General features: G+C 52.5%; 14 protein-coding genes. 4 read left to right on the top strand and 10 right to left on the bottom strand.

Translation table 11 applies throughout. The annotated features are described in order from the left end of the window. Positions 1-20: 20 nt before the first annotated feature. From NSU14_RS09625 to NSU14_RS09600, 6 genes are all read right to left on the bottom strand, one after another. A complete protein-coding gene (locus NSU14_RS09625; RefSeq protein WP_042138566.1) occupies positions 21-677 on the bottom strand; it encodes a GerMN domain-containing protein in 657 nt (218 codons plus the stop codon). A gap of 108 nt (positions 678-785) precedes the next feature. Beyond that, positions 786-2,228: an N-acetylmuramoyl-L-alanine amidase family protein gene (locus tag NSU14_RS09620; protein WP_340944411.1), complete on the bottom strand. Its 1,443-nt coding sequence runs from the start codon at positions 2,226-2,228 to the stop codon at positions 786-788. A 163-nt stretch (positions 2,229-2,391) separates the two neighbouring features. Further along, positions 2,392-3,966 (bottom strand): N-acetylmuramoyl-L-alanine amidase family protein, encoded by a 1,575-nt coding sequence (locus NSU14_RS09615; protein ID WP_076243331.1) that lies wholly within the window; start codon positions 3,964-3,966, stop codon positions 2,392-2,394. 217 nt (positions 3,967-4,183) lie between these two features. Further along, positions 4,184-4,786, bottom strand: a complete 603-nt coding sequence (leuD, locus tag NSU14_RS09610) for a 3-isopropylmalate dehydratase small subunit (protein WP_039308853.1) — start codon at positions 4,784-4,786, stop codon at positions 4,184-4,186. Positions 4,787-4,816: 30 nt separating this feature from the next. Beyond that, a complete protein-coding gene (gene leuC, locus NSU14_RS09605) occupies positions 4,817-6,241 on the bottom strand; it encodes a 3-isopropylmalate dehydratase large subunit (protein WP_340944407.1) in 1,425 nt (474 codons plus the stop codon). Positions 6,242-6,438: 197 nt separating this feature from the next. After that, positions 6,439-6,831, bottom strand: a complete 393-nt coding sequence (locus NSU14_RS09600; RefSeq protein ID WP_042138573.1) for a hypothetical protein — start codon at positions 6,829-6,831, stop codon at positions 6,439-6,441. A gap of 243 nt (positions 6,832-7,074) precedes the next feature. On the opposite strand from NSU14_RS09600, the gene NSU14_RS09595 reads away from it, so the two are divergent. After that, positions 7,075-7,986, top strand: a complete 912-nt coding sequence (locus tag NSU14_RS09595) for a LysR family transcriptional regulator (protein WP_039308847.1) — start codon at positions 7,075-7,077, stop codon at positions 7,984-7,986. A gap of 83 nt (positions 7,987-8,069) precedes the next feature. Here the strand turns inward: NSU14_RS09595 and NSU14_RS09590 are convergent, their stop codons facing one another. Continuing rightward, entirely contained in the window at positions 8,070-8,267 is a 198-nt protein-coding gene (locus NSU14_RS09590; RefSeq protein ID WP_042138574.1) for a hypothetical protein, read from the bottom strand. A 440-nt stretch (positions 8,268-8,707) separates the two neighbouring features. On the opposite strand from NSU14_RS09590, the gene proB reads away from it, so the two are divergent. The 3 genes from proB to proC are packed head-to-tail and all read left to right on the top strand — an operon-like array spanning position 8,708 to position 12,007. Beyond that, the gene (gene proB, locus NSU14_RS09585; protein ID WP_042138575.1) at positions 8,708-9,811 is read left to right on the top strand and encodes a glutamate 5-kinase; all 1,104 of its coding nucleotides are present in this window, start codon (positions 8,708-8,710) and stop codon (positions 9,809-9,811) included. A gap of 28 nt (positions 9,812-9,839) precedes the next feature. Then, positions 9,840-11,087: a glutamate-5-semialdehyde dehydrogenase gene (locus tag NSU14_RS09580; protein WP_042138576.1), complete on the top strand. Its 1,248-nt coding sequence runs from the start codon at positions 9,840-9,842 to the stop codon at positions 11,085-11,087. A gap of 53 nt (positions 11,088-11,140) precedes the next feature. After that, positions 11,141-12,007, top strand: coding sequence for a pyrroline-5-carboxylate reductase (gene proC / locus NSU14_RS09575; protein WP_042138578.1), 867 nt, complete (start codon positions 11,141-11,143; stop codon positions 12,005-12,007). Between the two features lie 102 nt (positions 12,008-12,109). On the opposite strand, the gene NSU14_RS09570 is transcribed toward proC, so the two are convergent. From NSU14_RS09570 to asnS, 3 genes are all read right to left on the bottom strand, one after another. Further along, positions 12,110-12,910 carry an aminoglycoside N(3)-acetyltransferase gene (locus NSU14_RS09570; RefSeq protein WP_076243333.1) on the bottom strand — a complete coding sequence of 267 codons (801 nt, stop codon included), beginning with the start codon at positions 12,908-12,910 and terminating at the stop codon, positions 12,110-12,112. A 143-nt stretch (positions 12,911-13,053) separates the two neighbouring features. Next, a complete protein-coding gene (locus tag NSU14_RS09565; RefSeq protein WP_042138582.1) occupies positions 13,054-13,821 on the bottom strand; it encodes a DnaD domain-containing protein in 768 nt (255 codons plus the stop codon). A 23-nt stretch (positions 13,822-13,844) separates the two neighbouring features. Next, on the bottom strand, positions 13,845-15,140 hold the full coding sequence (gene asnS / locus NSU14_RS09560; protein ID WP_042138584.1) for an asparagine--tRNA ligase: 1,296 nt from the start codon (positions 15,138-15,140) through the stop codon (positions 13,845-13,847). Between the last annotated feature and the right edge of the window lie 2 nt (positions 15,141-15,142).

Genomic DNA, 15,142 nt, shown 5'->3' with positions numbered 1-15,142 from the left:
GCCTATTTCCTGCGCAATGCTTACAATCCGTTGTTCTCACGCGTTATTGGATGCACGAGATCCACATGCCCCATCAGGCTCTCCACTTGTTCTCCGTCTACCAGCACATCGATATTCTTCACTTCTTCAAACTGGAAGAAGGTCTGGGACAATGCGCTGATTGCCAGGGCCTCACCCCCTGCACCAAGCTGTGCCTCATCCGGCTTATGAATATCCAGGACAATCTGTCCATTCGTAAATTCCAGTGATTTCAGCTCGATTTTGCTCCACAGCGGAATCTGGTCGGCATTCTTGCTGCTCTGGAGAGCCTTAAAGGCCTCTGTATATTTGTCTTTGGCATCTGTGAAGCTGACAGAGACTTCGGCCGCCACCAGATCTGTCTGCTGCGGATCTGTATAATAGACCTTGATAGTCTGGCTCTGCTTCTCTGGCGCTGCCGGCTGTTCAGTAGCTACAGGAGCTTCCGTGGCTGCCGGCTCCGGCGTACTTGTAGCCTGAGGTGCACTAGTGCTATTAGCGCTGCTGTCGTTCCCTGCGTTTCCTTCAGCTCCGCTCGATACGGAGGATGAATCCTGTCCCGCTGCATCTGCCGGTGAGGCGGCTGGTTTGTCACCGCATCCCGAAATTACTGCGAGCAGTAATACTGCTATACCTGCATATGTCAATTTCTTGTTCATCACTAAATAACCCCCTCCATATGAATACGGGCAGGACAGGGCCGCAAAGTCCTCTGACCCCAATCTATGGCCGAAATCCGACTTTGCGGCCCTGGCTGCCGCCCGCTGTTATTGAACCCCGAGATATTCCTTAATCCCGCTGACCATTGATGCAGCAACTTTGTTCTGAAGTGATTCCGTGAACAGAAGTGCCTCATCATTCTTGTTGCTGAGGTAGCCAACTTCAAGCAGTACCGCAGGCATCGTTGTCTCGCGTATAACGTGGAAGTTGCCGTAACGTACGCCCCGGTCACTAAGTCCGGTAGCCTGTACAAGATACTTGTGCATCACCTTTGCCAGAGCCTTGCTGGCTTCGCGCTGATAGTAGGTCTCTGTTCCGCTTGCTGCGGACGAGCCGCTGCTGTTGGCATGGACAGAGATGAATAAATCGGCTTTGAGGTTGTTGGCAATTGCCGCCCTGTCCTTCAGTTCAAGGAAGGTATCATCACTGCGGGTCAGAACCACGTCAATTTTGTTCTCCTGCTTCAGCAGCTCCGCCGCCTTCAGAATAACAGCCAGATTGAAATTCTTCTCGTATTTACCGGTAACCCCAACGGCCCCGGAATCCTTGGCGCCATGCCCGGCATCGAGCACCACCAGTTTACGCCCGCTGTTGCCGGGCTGTGTAGAAGTATCTCCAGTGCTCTGCGCATTCAAATCAATGACAATCAGCTTGGAGACATCGCCCGAAACTTCAAAGCTATAATTTCTCGAGGTAGTAAGGTCAATTACAAAACGTACAGTGTACGGGGCGGTACTATACAGCGAGTAACGCACACCGGTTACATCCGGATAATCCGTAACCGTAAGCATACCGTTCAGGTTGGGATCCAGCTGTTGTCCTGTACCGAATACATCCGAGAAAGTGGCATTCGGCAGGTCAATTATAATCCGGTCCGGTCCGCTCACTTTGGAAACCTTCGGCTGGGTGTTGCCCTCAAGTGCAATGCTTAGCCTGTTCTCGTTGAAGCTGATTCCGTTAATCATGCTCAGGCCGCTTGCCGCATCATCCGGCGGTACTACAACGGTTCCCCCGTCTCCGTTACTTCCACCTGTTTCCGTGTTAGTATCCGGGATTTCCGGGGTAATAAGATCTACAATCTTCTTCGTATTGTCCCATTTGACTGTAAGGCCAAACTGCTCTCCGATGAATCTGATCGGCACGAGAGTTGTACCGTTCCGCAGAAGCGGTGACGTGGTCAAGACCACGGTCTTGCCGTCTACGGAGGCTGCAGTCTGATTCACGATCAGCTGCATAGTCTTACCTTGCTGTTCAATCGTAACGGTCTTGCTTGTCTGATTCCAGTCCACCTTGTATCCAAGGTTCTCAGCGATCATTCTTAGCGGCACCATAATGGAGTTGTTTACATTTTCCACCGGAACATCCTGCCCTGCGGTCAGTTCCTGTCCATCCAGGAAAATCTTGTTGGTAGCCGCAGCAGCTTGTCCATGCCCCGGCAGAATCACAACAAAGAACAACAGCAGCAACAGCATACAAGCAAATTTCTTCATTCTTCACCTCTAAGACTCTAGTATTCCGCCCCCAAACGAGCGTTCTTGGTGCAATCCTACTGACAACCTTCGACATAGTTTAGACGCCTGATGAACTTAAAAGTTGCGAATAAATACCATTAAAAATCAGGACTGTTCACACGCAGCTCCCTTGCCGCGTTACTTAAAGCCCAAGATATTCCTTAATTCCCGCTACAATTTCCCGTGCCAGATTATTCTGCATCTGCTCGCTGTACATAGCCGCTTCATTTCCCGGATTCGTCAGATAACCTGCCTCCAGCAGAACAGCTGGCATGCTTGTTTCTCTGGTGACATGCAGACTCTTCGATCTGACGCCGTTATCTTTGAACCCTGTACCGGCTACCAGATGCTTTTGCATGATTTGGGCAAGCGGAAGACTTTCGCTGCGGCTGTAATAGGTTTCACTGCCATTGACTTTGTCACGGTTCGGATACCCTACATCCAACGAATTCCCATGCAGCGAAACAAACAGCGTAGCCTTTGCAGCTTCAGCAATTCTTACACGGTCCTGCAGACCGAGAGTAACATCCGACGTTCGTGTGTATACAACATCTGCCCAGCCCTCTTGTGTGAGAATCGCTCCAACTTTAAGGATAACTGCAAGATTGAAGTCTTTTTCCGCTTTGCCAGTGAGACTGATTGCTCCCGGCTGCGTGCCTCCATGACCTGCATCAAGCGCTACAATAGGCTTGCCAGTCAATCCTGTATTCACCGGTGTGCCAGTTCCGCTATTCACCGTGTTGAGATCTACCGTCACCAGCCCTGTGCTGTCATCCGTACTCAGCTGGTAATTCTGGCTGCCTGCGGTTTGGATTACGAACCGGACCGTAGAAGGACTGGTGCTGAACAGTGCATAGCGTATTTCAGATACCAGCGGGTAGCCGCTTACGTCCAGCCTTCCCTGCGGACTGCCGCTGGCAGATACCCCCGGAAAGCTGCCGCTGAAATCAGAGGCAAACGCTGCTCCCTGAAAATCAACTACAATCCGGTCTGGTCCGGTAATCTTGGTCACCGTAGGCTTGGCACCTCCGGCAACCGCTACAATAAGACGGTTCTCGCTGAATACAGCCCCCTTCACTGTCGGGGACGTAACTGCAGGAGTCGGAGAGGCCGTAATACTGCCCTCGACCTCTTCAGTATTCTCTGTATTGGTCTGAGGCAGCTGTGTCGGAGCAGGGGATTGCACTGCCACCACAGGGCCTGCAGAGGCTGCAGGTGCCACGGTAGCTGAAGGCAGCGGATCTGCAGATACAGGGGATTCAAGCGGAATTCCGCCGCTTAAGTAGACTGTTTTGTCGGAATTATCCCAGCCGACACTGAGTCCGAACTGTTCACTCACGAAACGGATAGGAACCAGTACAGTACCGCCATTCTGCTTGGGTGCGGCATTCAGCAGCAGACTTACGCCATCGGCTTCAGCCGTCTTGCTTCCTACTGCGAGCTGTACTGTCTTGCCGTCCTGCTGGACGGTTACTTTGCGGGTGGTCTGCTCCCAGAGCACTTCAAAACCAAGGTTCTCCACCACCACCCGGATCGGAATCATAACGCTTCCATTCACGTTCTCAAGGATGACTCCTTTGGGCAGCGCAAGCTCCTTACTGTCCATCACAATCCTTCCCTGGCTGCTTGCGGCAGCGGCAGCTTCATGGCCGGCGAATGACAGTAACAAGAGCGGCAGCAGCAGTAGGAATAACATCCGTTGTCCGGCTTTCTTCATCCTTTCCTCTCCCTTTTGTCAATTGATAGAACCATAGATAAGATTAAGACGACAGAAATCCCCAAAAGTTGCCTTCACAGGCAATGAATATATCGATTATAGCAAAAAAACTTCTATTTCCGACACCCGGAAATAGAAGTTTTGTGTAAAATTTGTAAAGTTTACGAATTTCTTCGCCAGATGTTCACTCACTTCCCTGCAAACATCCCCGCATTGCTTAGCCGAAAAGCTTGGCCGCATGACGTTCTTCGTACGCGGCAATCTCATCTGCGTGCTGAAGCGTCAGACCGATATCATCCAATCCCTGCAGCAGAAACTGGCGGCGGTGCTCATCCAGCTCAAACGTAATGGCAAGGCCGTATTCATCGCTCAATCTGTTGTTCTCCAGATCTACAGTCAGTGTATAGCCTTCATGCTCTGCGGTACGGCTGAACAGGTCATCCACCTGCGTTTCCGACAGCTTGATCGGCAGAATGCCGTTCTTGAAGCAGTTGTTATAGAAGATGTCGGCATAGGACGGGGCGATTACCACTCTGAACCCGTAATCCATGATGGCCCAAGGCGCATGCTCCCGGGAGGAACCGCAGCCGAAGTTCGCACGCGAGATCAGCACGGATGCTCCCTGATAGCGCGGCTTGTTCATCTCAAACGCTGCATTATCATTTCCTGCTTCATCAAAACGCCATTCGTAAAAAAGAAATTGTCCAAACCCGGTACGCTCGATCCGTTTCAGGAATTGCTTCGGAATGATTGCATCCGTATCTACATTAACCCGGTCTACCGGGGCTACAATACCTGTTAATTTTTTAAATTCTTCCATTTGCTGTGTCCTCCTGCTCTCTCAATTATTCTATGAGTTGACGGCTTCCGTCTTGTAATTCCAGTCACGGACATCGGTGAACCGTCCTTTAATTGCAGCCGCAGCCGCCATGGCAGGAGAAACCAGATGCGTGCGTCCGCCGCGTCCCTGGCGTCCTTCAAAGTTACGGTTGGAGGTCGATGCGCAGCGTTGTCCAGGCTGCAGAACATCCGGATTCATGGCCAGGCACATACTGCAGCCTGCTTCACGCCATTCAAAACCGGCTTCTGTGAAGATCTTGTCCAGACCTTCCTTCTCAGCCTGCAGCTTAACGCGTCCGGAGCCCGGTACAACAATTGCCGTCACCTTATCGGATACCTTATGGCCTTTGGCAACTTGAGCCGCAGCCCGCAAATCCTCAATCCGGCCGTTGGTGCAGGAGCCGATAAAGACATAATCAATACCGATTTCAGAGATAGGCGTACCTGGTGCCAGATCCATATATTCAAGCGCTTTTTCAGCGGCTTTACGTTCGTTTTCAGTGGTGAAGTCTGCAGGATTCGGCACCCTTGAGTTGATGTCCGTACCCATTCCCGGGCTGGTACCCCAGGTAACCTGCGGAATCAGCGTTTCTACATCGAATTCTACGACAGTGTCATACTGTGCGCCTTCATCGCTTACAAGACCCTTCCAGATCTCTACAGCAGCGTCATAAGCTTCACCTTGCGGCACATATTGACGTCCTCGCAGATAGTTGAACGTAGTCTCGTCCGGTGCGATCAGGCCGGCTCTAGCTCCGCCTTCAATCGACATATTGCAGACTGTCATGCGTTCTTCCATCGACAGTTCACGGATTGCTTCGCCTGTATACTCGATAACATAACCAGTCGCAAAATCGGTACCGTATTTGGCGATGACGCCGAGAATCATATCCTTGGCGGTCACTCCCGGATTACGGTTACCCGTGAAGCGCACTTCCATCGTCTTAGCTTTGGATTGCTGCAGACACTGGGTTGCAAGCACATGTTCAACTTCGCTGGTGCCGATCCCGAAGGCAAGCGCACCGAACGCTCCGTGTGTGGAGGTGTGGCTGTCCCCGCAGACAATGGTCTTGCCGGGATGTGTCAGACCAATTTCGGGCCCCATAACGTGTACAACGCCCTGGTCAATATCATTGAGATCGAACAGTCTGACACCGAAATCACGGCAGTTCTGTGAAAGGGTATCTATCTGCTGCTTGGAGATCGGATCTGTAATATTGTAGCGGTCCTTGGTAGGCACGTTATGATCCATAGTCGCGAAAGTAAGTCCCGGACGGCGGACCGGACGGCCGCTCAAGCGCAATCCTTCAAAGGCCTGCGGAGAAGTAACCTCATGAACCAGATGCAGATCGATATAAATGATACTTGGCTTGTCTTCCTCTTGATGAATAACGTGATTATCCCAAATCTTTTCAAACATTGTCTTGTTGCCCATGAATTTCACCTCATATAGTAGAATCGTTCCATTTGGATGAGAGCGTGGAGTCTCTCTTGAATGTTCTAAATATAACATCAGTACGTTTATAATTCCAAGATATGATTTCTATAGCACTTATAGGTTCATCCTATAGCGCGCGCCTGCAGTACAACCGCCGAAAGTAGTTCCTTACTCTTTAAGCTTCTGCTGTTTCCTTATTGATACGTACCCGCAATGATTCCACGCTGAATGTCCATTTCCAGCTTAATCTCATTAAAAACATCTTCCAGTGTCCTGCTCGGAAGCAGTGTGTTCTGCCTGATATGACTGAGTACGACAGCGGTGCTCCGCTCGAACTTGTGATAATGTTCGCTTTTGACATTGACGAGAACCTGGCTGCAGAGAGCGGTTAATTGCAGGTAATCCGCCAGCACATGCTTCTGCATATAGGCCTGATGAGGCTGTGGCTTAGACCAGAAGCCGGTCTCCCCGTATAGATAGTCATGATTCTCATCCAATGGCTCGATGGCCGAATTATTATGAATAAAATACCCCAGCTGTTCTTCGAGCTCGTCAAATGATTGTATTAATCTTGCCAGAACACCCATAATACACCCCCGTTTATTTCGAAGAACGTATGCCTAGAGCATGCATAAGGGCTCCTGAAGAATAATTTAAGTATATCCTTATGTTCAAAATAAAGATATTTAATATGCAGATTATGTAAGATTATCAACCTGCTGAAGCACACCACTCTTTTCGCTGTCAAACAACCACCTATACTAAATCGGATATCTATAGGTTATACTTATAAATAGATTATCCATTCTTTATATTAAAGGAGCCTGTCCGTGGAACTCAGACAATTGCAATACACACTTCAGATCGCTGCAGAAAGAAACTTCTCACGTGCAGCAGACAAGCTGCATATCGCCCAGCCCTCACTGAGCCAGCAGCTCTCCAAACTGGAGAAAGAGCTGGGTGTTCTTCTCTTCCAGCGTAATACCAGCTCCGTTGAGCTGACCCATGCCGGGGAGAAATTCGTTGAGCAGGCCCAGGCGATCATTGATGCCGTGGAGCTGCTGCGCCAGGAAATGTCCGATATCTCCCAGCTGCGGACCGGACGGGTCGTGGTTGGCAGCATGCCGATCACCGGTGCGCATCTGCTGCCGCATGTACTGCCGGTATTCAAAAGCAAATATGCCGAGGTTGAAATCACCCTTCTGGAGGACTCCTCAATGAATCTGGAGAAGCTGACCGCCAGCGGCCAGACGGATCTAAGCCTGCTCTCCCTGCCGCTGGAGATTCCGACTCTGGCCTATGAGGTGCTTGGCGAGGAACGGATTGATCTGGCAGTCCCGCCTGAGCATCCGTTGGCAGCGCGGAGTGCTCTGGGTATCCGTACCTCACTGCATGAGCTTAAGAATGAACCGTTTATCGTGCTCAAAGAAGGTCAGGGCTTCCGTAAAATGACCGTTGAACTCTGCCGTGAAGCCGGTTTTGAGCCGCAGATTGTTTTTGAAAGCAATAATATGGAGACCGTTCAGTCGCTTGTAGCCACCGGGATGGGTGTAACGCTGGTGCCCCATTTCATCGCACGTGCTCCGCGGAGTGAATTCGTACCTGTCTACCTGCCTTTGGCTGATCCGGTTCCCAGCCGTACCCTGGTGGTCGCTTACCGGCGCGGACGCTACTTATCCCGGGCCGCCGAAGCTTTCATTGAAACCTTCAAAGCAACGGTTGCCGGACTGGCGGACGAATAAACAGCAGAAAAATGCAAATGCCCATCCGGCTCCTGTCTTGAAGCCGGATGGGCATTTGCTGTATTTTCCCGGAAAACAATTATTTATTTGCGCAAATTATGCTGCGTGATCAGACGGTTCTGATCATCCGGCAGACGGGCTGTACTCTCATCAACCGGTCCCTTAGTACGGGAATCTCCGGCTTTTTCCTCGACAAACTCTCTGATCGCCTTGTTTTGAATTTCGGCGGCTTCTTTGGCATTTTGATTCTGTTCCTGCTGGACATTAGTGCTCTTACTCAAATCAATCCACCTCCTGGTAACAGATTATAAATACTTTACCCGTCCCCCTGAAGGTCAAACATTAAATTTGCTTCCCTCCATCCCAAAAAATTCGCCGGACGGCTCTTTGCAAACCCTGCTTTCCCATGGTATTCTAAATGACAAATAGTGAAACGTGCAGACGGGACCAGTAAGAATTGACAATGATTCGCGTGCAGAGAGTAAATTCCGGAAGGCTGGGAGAATTTACCGCGGATGTCCATTCCGAATCCTACCCCCGAGCGGCCTGCCCTGCAGGACGGATACTCCCGTTACGAGAATGAAGTCGGATGAACCCTCATCAATGAAGGTGGTACCGCGGAAGTTAACCAAGCTTTCGTCCTTTGCTAAGTCTAAGGATGGGGGCTTTTTGTCATTTTCGGGCTGACAGCGATTGAAATTGGAGAGGAAAGTGAAAGACAATGACGACAAGAATCGTGGTCAAAATCGGCAGCAGCTCACTGAGCGGCCCTGAGGGCGGATTGAACCGGTCTGCGGTCGCCTTCTTCGCCGCCGAGATTGCCGCACTCCGCAAGCAAGGCTGTGAAGTCCTGCTGGTTACCTCAGGAGCGGTGGCGGCAGGATTCCGTGCTATCGGCTACCCGTCCCGCCCCAAGCTGCTGCACGAGAAGCAGGCCGCAGCAGCGGTAGGACAGGTTATGCTCATGCAGGCTTACCAGGAGGCCTTTGCCCGGCACGGTATTCCTACCGCACAGATCCTTCTGACCCGCACGGACTTCTGCAGCCGCCGCGCCATGAACAACGCCATGATGACTGTGGAGGAGCTGCTCCGGCTGGGCGCTGTACCCGTGTTCAACGAGAATGACACTGTATCGGTGGACGAATTGAAATTCGGTGATAATGATACCCTGTCGGCGCTGGTCGCCAATCTTCTGAAGGCCTCGCGGCTACTGGTCCTGACGGATATGGACGGCGTCTACAGCGGGGACCCGCGCAAGCATCCGGATGCGGTCCGGTATCAGCATATAGAAGAGATTACACCGGAAATCTATGCTATCGCAGGCGGCGCAGGCTCAAGCGTAGGTACTGGCGGCATGCGTTCGAAGATCGATGCTGCCAAGATTGCCACACGGGGAGGCGTTCCTGTCTTTGTGGGCAGAGTTACCGAGCCTGGTGATCTTTCACTGGCAGCTGAAGGTACTGGCAAAGGCACATATTTTGCCACGACCCTCTCCTCCCTGCCCGTCAAGAAACAATGGCTTGGATTCATGTCCACCCCGCTGGGCTCCCTGTATGTTGACGACGGCGCGGTAGAAGCTTTGCTGCATGGAGGGCATAGCCTGCTGCCGGTCGGGGTCAGACGAATCGAGGGCAGCTTCCATTCCGGAGATGTTGTAGAAGTACTTGGCCCGGATGCCAAACTGCTTGGACGGGGCATCGTCAATTATGATGATACCCAGCTCCGCAGCATCCAGGGCCTTCCCAGCCGCGAGGTTGTCCCAAGGCTCGGTGAAGTGCACCGGCTCGAGGTTATCCACCGCGACGAATGGATTACACTGCGTTAAGCCAACAAAACTTTTAGGGGGAATCGTCATGAGTGAAGTGGTAAACAAAACGACGCTGGCCAAAGCGACCACAGGGGTACTCGCCAGCTTGACTACCGGCCAGAAGAATGAAGCTCTGCTTGTCATGGCCGCAGCCTTGCGCGCCGAAGCGGATTACCTTATTGCCGCCAACGCCGAGGACTTGGAGCGCGGGCGGCTAAACGGCACTCCGGAGTCTATGCTCGACCGGCTGGCACTGGATGCAGGCCGGATTGACAGCATAGCCGAGGGCTTGCAGCAGATTGCCGTGCTGCCTGATCCGATTGGTGACAATCTGGAAACCATCGAACGCCCGAACGGCCTGTTTATTGAGAAGGTCCGCGTTCCGCTTGGCGTTATCGGCATTATCTATGAAGCCCGTCCGAACGTAACCGTTGATGCTGCCGGCCTGTGTCTCAAAACCGGCAATGCCGTGGTCCTGCGCGGCGGCTCATCCGCCCTGTCCTCGAACCGTGCGATTGCAGAGGTTCTGCACCGCGCACTGGCGGGTACAGCAGTGCCGCCTGATGCCCTGCAGCTGATCGAAGATCCCAACCGCTCCTCCGTAGATGAAATGCTGAAGCTGAACGGCCTGCTGGATGTCATCATTCCGCGCGGCGGAAGCTCACTAATACAGAATGTGGTGCTTAATGCCACTGTACCGGTAATTGAAACAGGTGCAGGCATATGCCATACTTATCTGGATGCAAGTGCCGAACCCGGTATGGCTCAGCGGATCAGTCTGAATGCAAAAGCGCAGCGGCCTTCTGTCTGCAACTCCATGGAGACTTTGCTTGTCCACCGTGAATTCGCAGCCAGTCATCTGCCGGCTTTGGCAGAGGCCTTCCGCGGTGTCCATGTGGAATTGCGCGGGTGTCCGGATACGGTCGCTCTTGTCCCTTGGGCTCTGCCGGTTACTCCGCAGGATTTCGCCACAGAATACAATGACTATATTCTCAACGTCAAAATCGTGGACACTCTTGAAGCGGCTCTCGGGCATATCGCCGAGTTCAGTACCAAACATTCCGAGTGTATTGTGACAGAGGATGCCGATAATGCTGCCCGCTTCCTGCAGGAAGTGGATGCCGCCGCTGTATATCATAATGCGTCCACCCGGTTCACTGACGGCTTTGAATTCGGCTTTGGTGCTGAAATCGGGATCAGCACCCAGAAGCTGCACGCCCGCGGCCCGATGGGGTTGCCTGCGCTGACTTCAAGCAAGTATATTATCCATGGCTCCGGCCAAATTAGGGGATAATCAAGTATTCATGCTTCATATGTTAACATAACTTTTTAGGGGGACTACCAGCCATGTGTCAGCAACCATCCATACCACTTATTAATCATAATATCGTTTTTTATGGCGCAGGCTCGATGGCTGAGGCAATTGTGCGCGGAATGATCGCCCGGAACGTAGTGGAATCCGGCAAAATCATCATGCTAAACCGCAGCAGCAGCGAACGTCTGGCCGAGCTGCGCAGCCGTTATGGCGTTCTGGGCTACAATGATCCCGAACAAAAAACAGATGCTCTGCGTACAGCACCCGTAATTGTGCTTGCGATGAAACCCAAGGATGCCGCAGAAGCATTACGTAATCTGGGTCCGCTGCTGTCGCCGGATCAGCTCGTAATTTCAGTGATTGCCGGACTGACAATCCGTACTATGCAGGGTCTGCTGGGTACACAACAGCCTGTAGTCCGCTCGATGCCTAACACCTCCAGCTCCATCGGCCTGGGTGCAACCGGCATAGCCTTCTCCAAGGAGGTTGACGAACCGGGCCGCCGCACAGCCCTTAATATCTTCGAAGCTGTCGGGTTAACGGCCGTTATTGATGAGGAGCGGATGGAAACCTTAACAGGAATTTCCGGCAGCGGACCGGCTTATATCTACTACATGATGGAGGCCATGATTGCCGCCGGCATCCGCGGCGGACTGCCGGTTGAACAGAGCCGCGAGCTTACGGTTCAGACCGTGCTGGGAGCTGCCCGGATGGTGCAGCAGACGGGTGAAGAACCTGCCGCGCTCCGCAAGAAGGTCACCTCGCCGAACGGCTCTACCCAAGCCGCGATTGAAGTGCTGGAACGCGGAGATTTCTTCGAAACGGTCATCGCTGCAGTTAACCGCTGTGCCGAGCGTTCCCGTGAAATGGGATCGGCTTTGGAGAAAGAGCTGCAATAATTCTTTAGCATTTGTTCATGTTACATTAGCCCTATCTCCACAAAATAGCCCGCAGACCGCTTCCCCGAAGCAGCTGCGGGCTATTTGTTGTCTGCCTTCCCCCTACCTATGCTGCTCCATCCAAACCGTTGCCCAATCTACCAATGACCTGAGTTCCATTAATCTTACCTCTGCATTCCCGGCCCGGTGAATCTGCAGATTCACCGCCTGCTCATACTCCTGCCCCAATGGGACAAAGTCACTGTCATCCACTGCCTGTGTCGGGTAAGTTAACCACTTGCGGACACCCTCCACCAGAACAGCACTGCTCTCATTAACCATCTGCTTCCCCGGATAGTCAGCACGGGTCTCGGCCAGATGCAACGATGTATTCTTGTCGTAGCCTACGCCAATCAGAAGAATATGCCCGTTCAGCTGATACAATTTGTCCAGGGGTGAACCGGCGCCAAAGATATTGCTCAGATCATGGTCTTTTACCAGATACTCCGCATGTTTGCCGAGCGCGGCAAAAGAACGGGCCGGATGATCCGACCTGGTGGCTCCCGGCCATTTCCGGAACATTTCAGCCACTACTCCCATCCCGATCGCCGGAGTAACCTCCTTGTCGTACGCAGGCCAATATTTACGGATAAGCGGCCACCACTCCGCAGGCTCTTCCCAGTGCACTCCCGTCTGGGGGTCGAGATTCTTCCAGGTCTGCGAAGGCATCATCAGGGTGCCGTCCACACCGACAAGCTCCAGCAGCGCACGAATTAACGTCTCCGCCCCGCCAATCACGAAACCCAGACGGCTGAGGGATACATGTACTATCAAGCTCTGCCCTTCCTTGATCCCGCAAGCCCTTAATTGTTCCACCAGCTCTTCCTTCGTAAGAATCTGCCTGGGTTCTTTACGTTCGGTCATACGCTCCACTCCCTTTTCTGAACTCAATATATAATACAAAAAGACAACCCCGCAGTAAGCTGCGGGGTTGTCTCCGGTGTACCCTGGAAAGCATTGCCCTTGAATTTAATTCATTCTATGACAGGCATCGTAACGTTATGATTTCATCTTCCGCCGCTGCGGAACTTCTGGGAATAGGCTTTGACATCCTGGGCATTCTTCACCCTGTTGCGGGCCCATTCCAGCAGAATGCGGTCAATATAGCGGAAATGAACTTTCCCGGCGAAGACAGATTCCTTCAGTGCAAGCAGAATCAGCTCTTCGGGATACCGGTCCTCATCGACCCAGCCGGAAATGGACTCACATTCCATCGGAGACAGCGGACGGCCGAATTCCTTCTCGAAAATACTGAACAGGCTGCGGCTCTCCTCAGCTTCCGTGCCCCCCGGCGCGGCCGGCCGGCCATAACCGCCCTCCGGAGCAGGTGATCCGGAATAATGGGCGGCAGCCCGGGAACCCGGCTCACTCTCAGCACGGCTGCGCTTCTCCTGCGAATGCTCTTGCGAGACTTCGGCCAGATAAGCACCGAGCTTGCCATACAGTCCGGAGAAGTTGTAGCGCTCATAATGGATATCGCGCAGCTCGTCGTTGTCTCCGTCGATGCTGATGAATCCTTCCTTCATGAGCTTCTGCAGCTCTCCGGCAATAACCGAGATACTGCGTCCGGTTACGGCCTGCAGCTCCTCAAGCGAAGGGAAATCAATTCCCTCCACTTGCCGGAACGAGAGCAGATGAATCAGCAGCATTGCCTCACTGCCAGTCAGATTCAGCTTCCGGTAATATTTCAAGAGTGCATAAGGAATGACGGCCATTCCGTTCTCCAGGCCGAAGGCTACGCCTTCGCCCCAGGTATTCCATCCTTTTCCGTCCATACTTAAGCCCCCTTTGCCCATCCTTACGGGTAAAGACGGTACAGCGTACGAGGGAAGGCAATCGTTTCACGCACATGGTCCAGACCGCAAATCCAGGCCACGGTACGCTCCAGCCCCAGACCGAAGCCGGAGTGAGGAACAGAACCGTAAGTGCGGAGATCCATGTACCATTTGTAGGTATCCATCGAAAGATTATGTTCCTTGAAACGGGCTTCCAGCAGCGCCGGATCGTCGATACGCTGTGATCCGCCGATAATCTCTCCATACCCTTCAGGAGCGATCATATCCGCGCACAGCACCACTTCCGGACGCTCAGGATGCGGCTTCATGTAGAAGGCTTTGAACGAAGCCGGATAGTGGGTAATGAAGACCGGCTTGTCGCTCATTTCGGCAATAGCCGTTTCATGAGGTGCACCGAAATCATCGCCCCAGGCGATTTCATAGCCTTTTTCATTCAGGAACTTGATTGCATCATCGTAGGAAATACGCGGGAACGGCGCTTTGATGTTCTCCAGCTTCGAGACATCGCGGCCAACCGCCTCCAGCTCGGCACGGCAGTTCGTAAGTACGGACTGCACCACAAAGCTGATGAAATCTTCCTGCACACGCAAGCTTTCTTCATGATCTGTGAACGCCATTTCCGGTTCAATCATCCAGAACTCGATTAAGTGGCGGCGGGTTTTGGATTTCTCCGCACGGAAGGTAGGTCCGAAGGAATATACGCGTCCGAGAGCCATTGCTGCAGCTTCCATGTACAGCTGTCCGCTCTGGGTCAGATACGCATCCTCTTCGAAATACTTCGTATGGAACAGGTTGGTCGTGCCTTCAGCTGACGTTGGAGTCAGAATTGGCGGGTCAACCTTCGTGAATCCACTCTCATTGAAGAATTGCTGAACCGCACGGATAATCTCTGCACGGATCACCATTACTGCCCGCTGCTTGGAAGAACGCAGCCAGAGATGACGGTGGTCCATCAGGAAGTCAACACCATGCTCCTTGGGCGTAATCGGATAATTCTCAGTAAGATGCAATACCTCTATACCTGTAACCGTCATTTCATAACCTGACTGGCTGCGGGGCTCTTCACGGATAATTCCGGTAACATACAGCGAGCTTTCCTGGGTAAGGCTCTTGGCATCATCCCAGACCTGCTCAGGTACTTCCGATTTCACCACAACGCCCTGGATATAGCCTGTACCATCCCGAAGCTGCAGGAACTGAATTTTACCGCTGGAGCGCTTGTTGTTAACCCAACATCCGATAACAACACTCTCTCCAACATGCTCATTCACATTCTTGATTACACTCTTGTTAGCCATGC

It is taken from the genome of Paenibacillus sp. FSL R10-2771 (assembly GCF_038000205.1).
Lineage (GTDB): Bacteria > Bacillota > Bacilli > Paenibacillales > Paenibacillaceae > Paenibacillus_AQ > Paenibacillus_AQ phytohabitans.
This window is presented reverse-complemented; position numbering and strand designations above follow the sequence as displayed.

Bases quoted from the DNA above. Each gene is read 5' to 3' on its own strand.
- NSU14_RS09625 (WP_042138566.1), bottom strand. From the start codon at position 677: ATGAACAAGAAATTGACATATGCAGGTATAGCAGTATTACTGCTCGCA.
- NSU14_RS09600 (WP_042138573.1), bottom strand. From the start codon at position 6,831: ATGGGTGTTCTGGCAAGATTAATACAATCATTTGACGAGCTCGAAGAA.
- NSU14_RS09615 (WP_076243331.1), bottom strand. From the start codon at position 3,966: ATGAAGAAAGCCGGACAACGGATGTTATTCCTACTGCTGCTGCCGCTC.
- leuD (WP_039308853.1), bottom strand. From the start codon at position 4,786: ATGGAAGAATTTAAAAAATTAACAGGTATTGTAGCCCCGGTAGACCGG.
- leuC (WP_340944407.1), bottom strand. From the start codon at position 6,241: ATGGGCAACAAGACAATGTTTGAAAAGATTTGGGATAATCACGTTATT.
- NSU14_RS09580 (WP_042138576.1), top strand. From the start codon at position 9,840: ATGAGTGAAGTGGTAAACAAAACGACGCTGGCCAAAGCGACCACAGGG.
- NSU14_RS09570 (WP_076243333.1), bottom strand. From the start codon at position 12,910: ATGACCGAACGTAAAGAACCCAGGCAGATTCTTACGAAGGAAGAGCTG.
- NSU14_RS09565 (WP_042138582.1), bottom strand. From the start codon at position 13,821: ATGGACGGAAAAGGATGGAATACCTGGGGCGAAGGCGTAGCCTTCGGC.
- NSU14_RS09620 (WP_340944411.1), bottom strand. From the start codon at position 2,228: ATGAAGAAATTTGCTTGTATGCTGTTGCTGCTGTTGTTCTTTGTTGTG.
- asnS (WP_042138584.1), bottom strand. From the start codon at position 15,140: ATGGCTAACAAGAGTGTAATCAAGAATGTGAATGAGCATGTTGGAGAG.
- proC (WP_042138578.1), top strand. From the start codon at position 11,141: ATGTGTCAGCAACCATCCATACCACTTATTAATCATAATATCGTTTTT.
- proB (WP_042138575.1), top strand. From the start codon at position 8,708: ATGACGACAAGAATCGTGGTCAAAATCGGCAGCAGCTCACTGAGCGGC.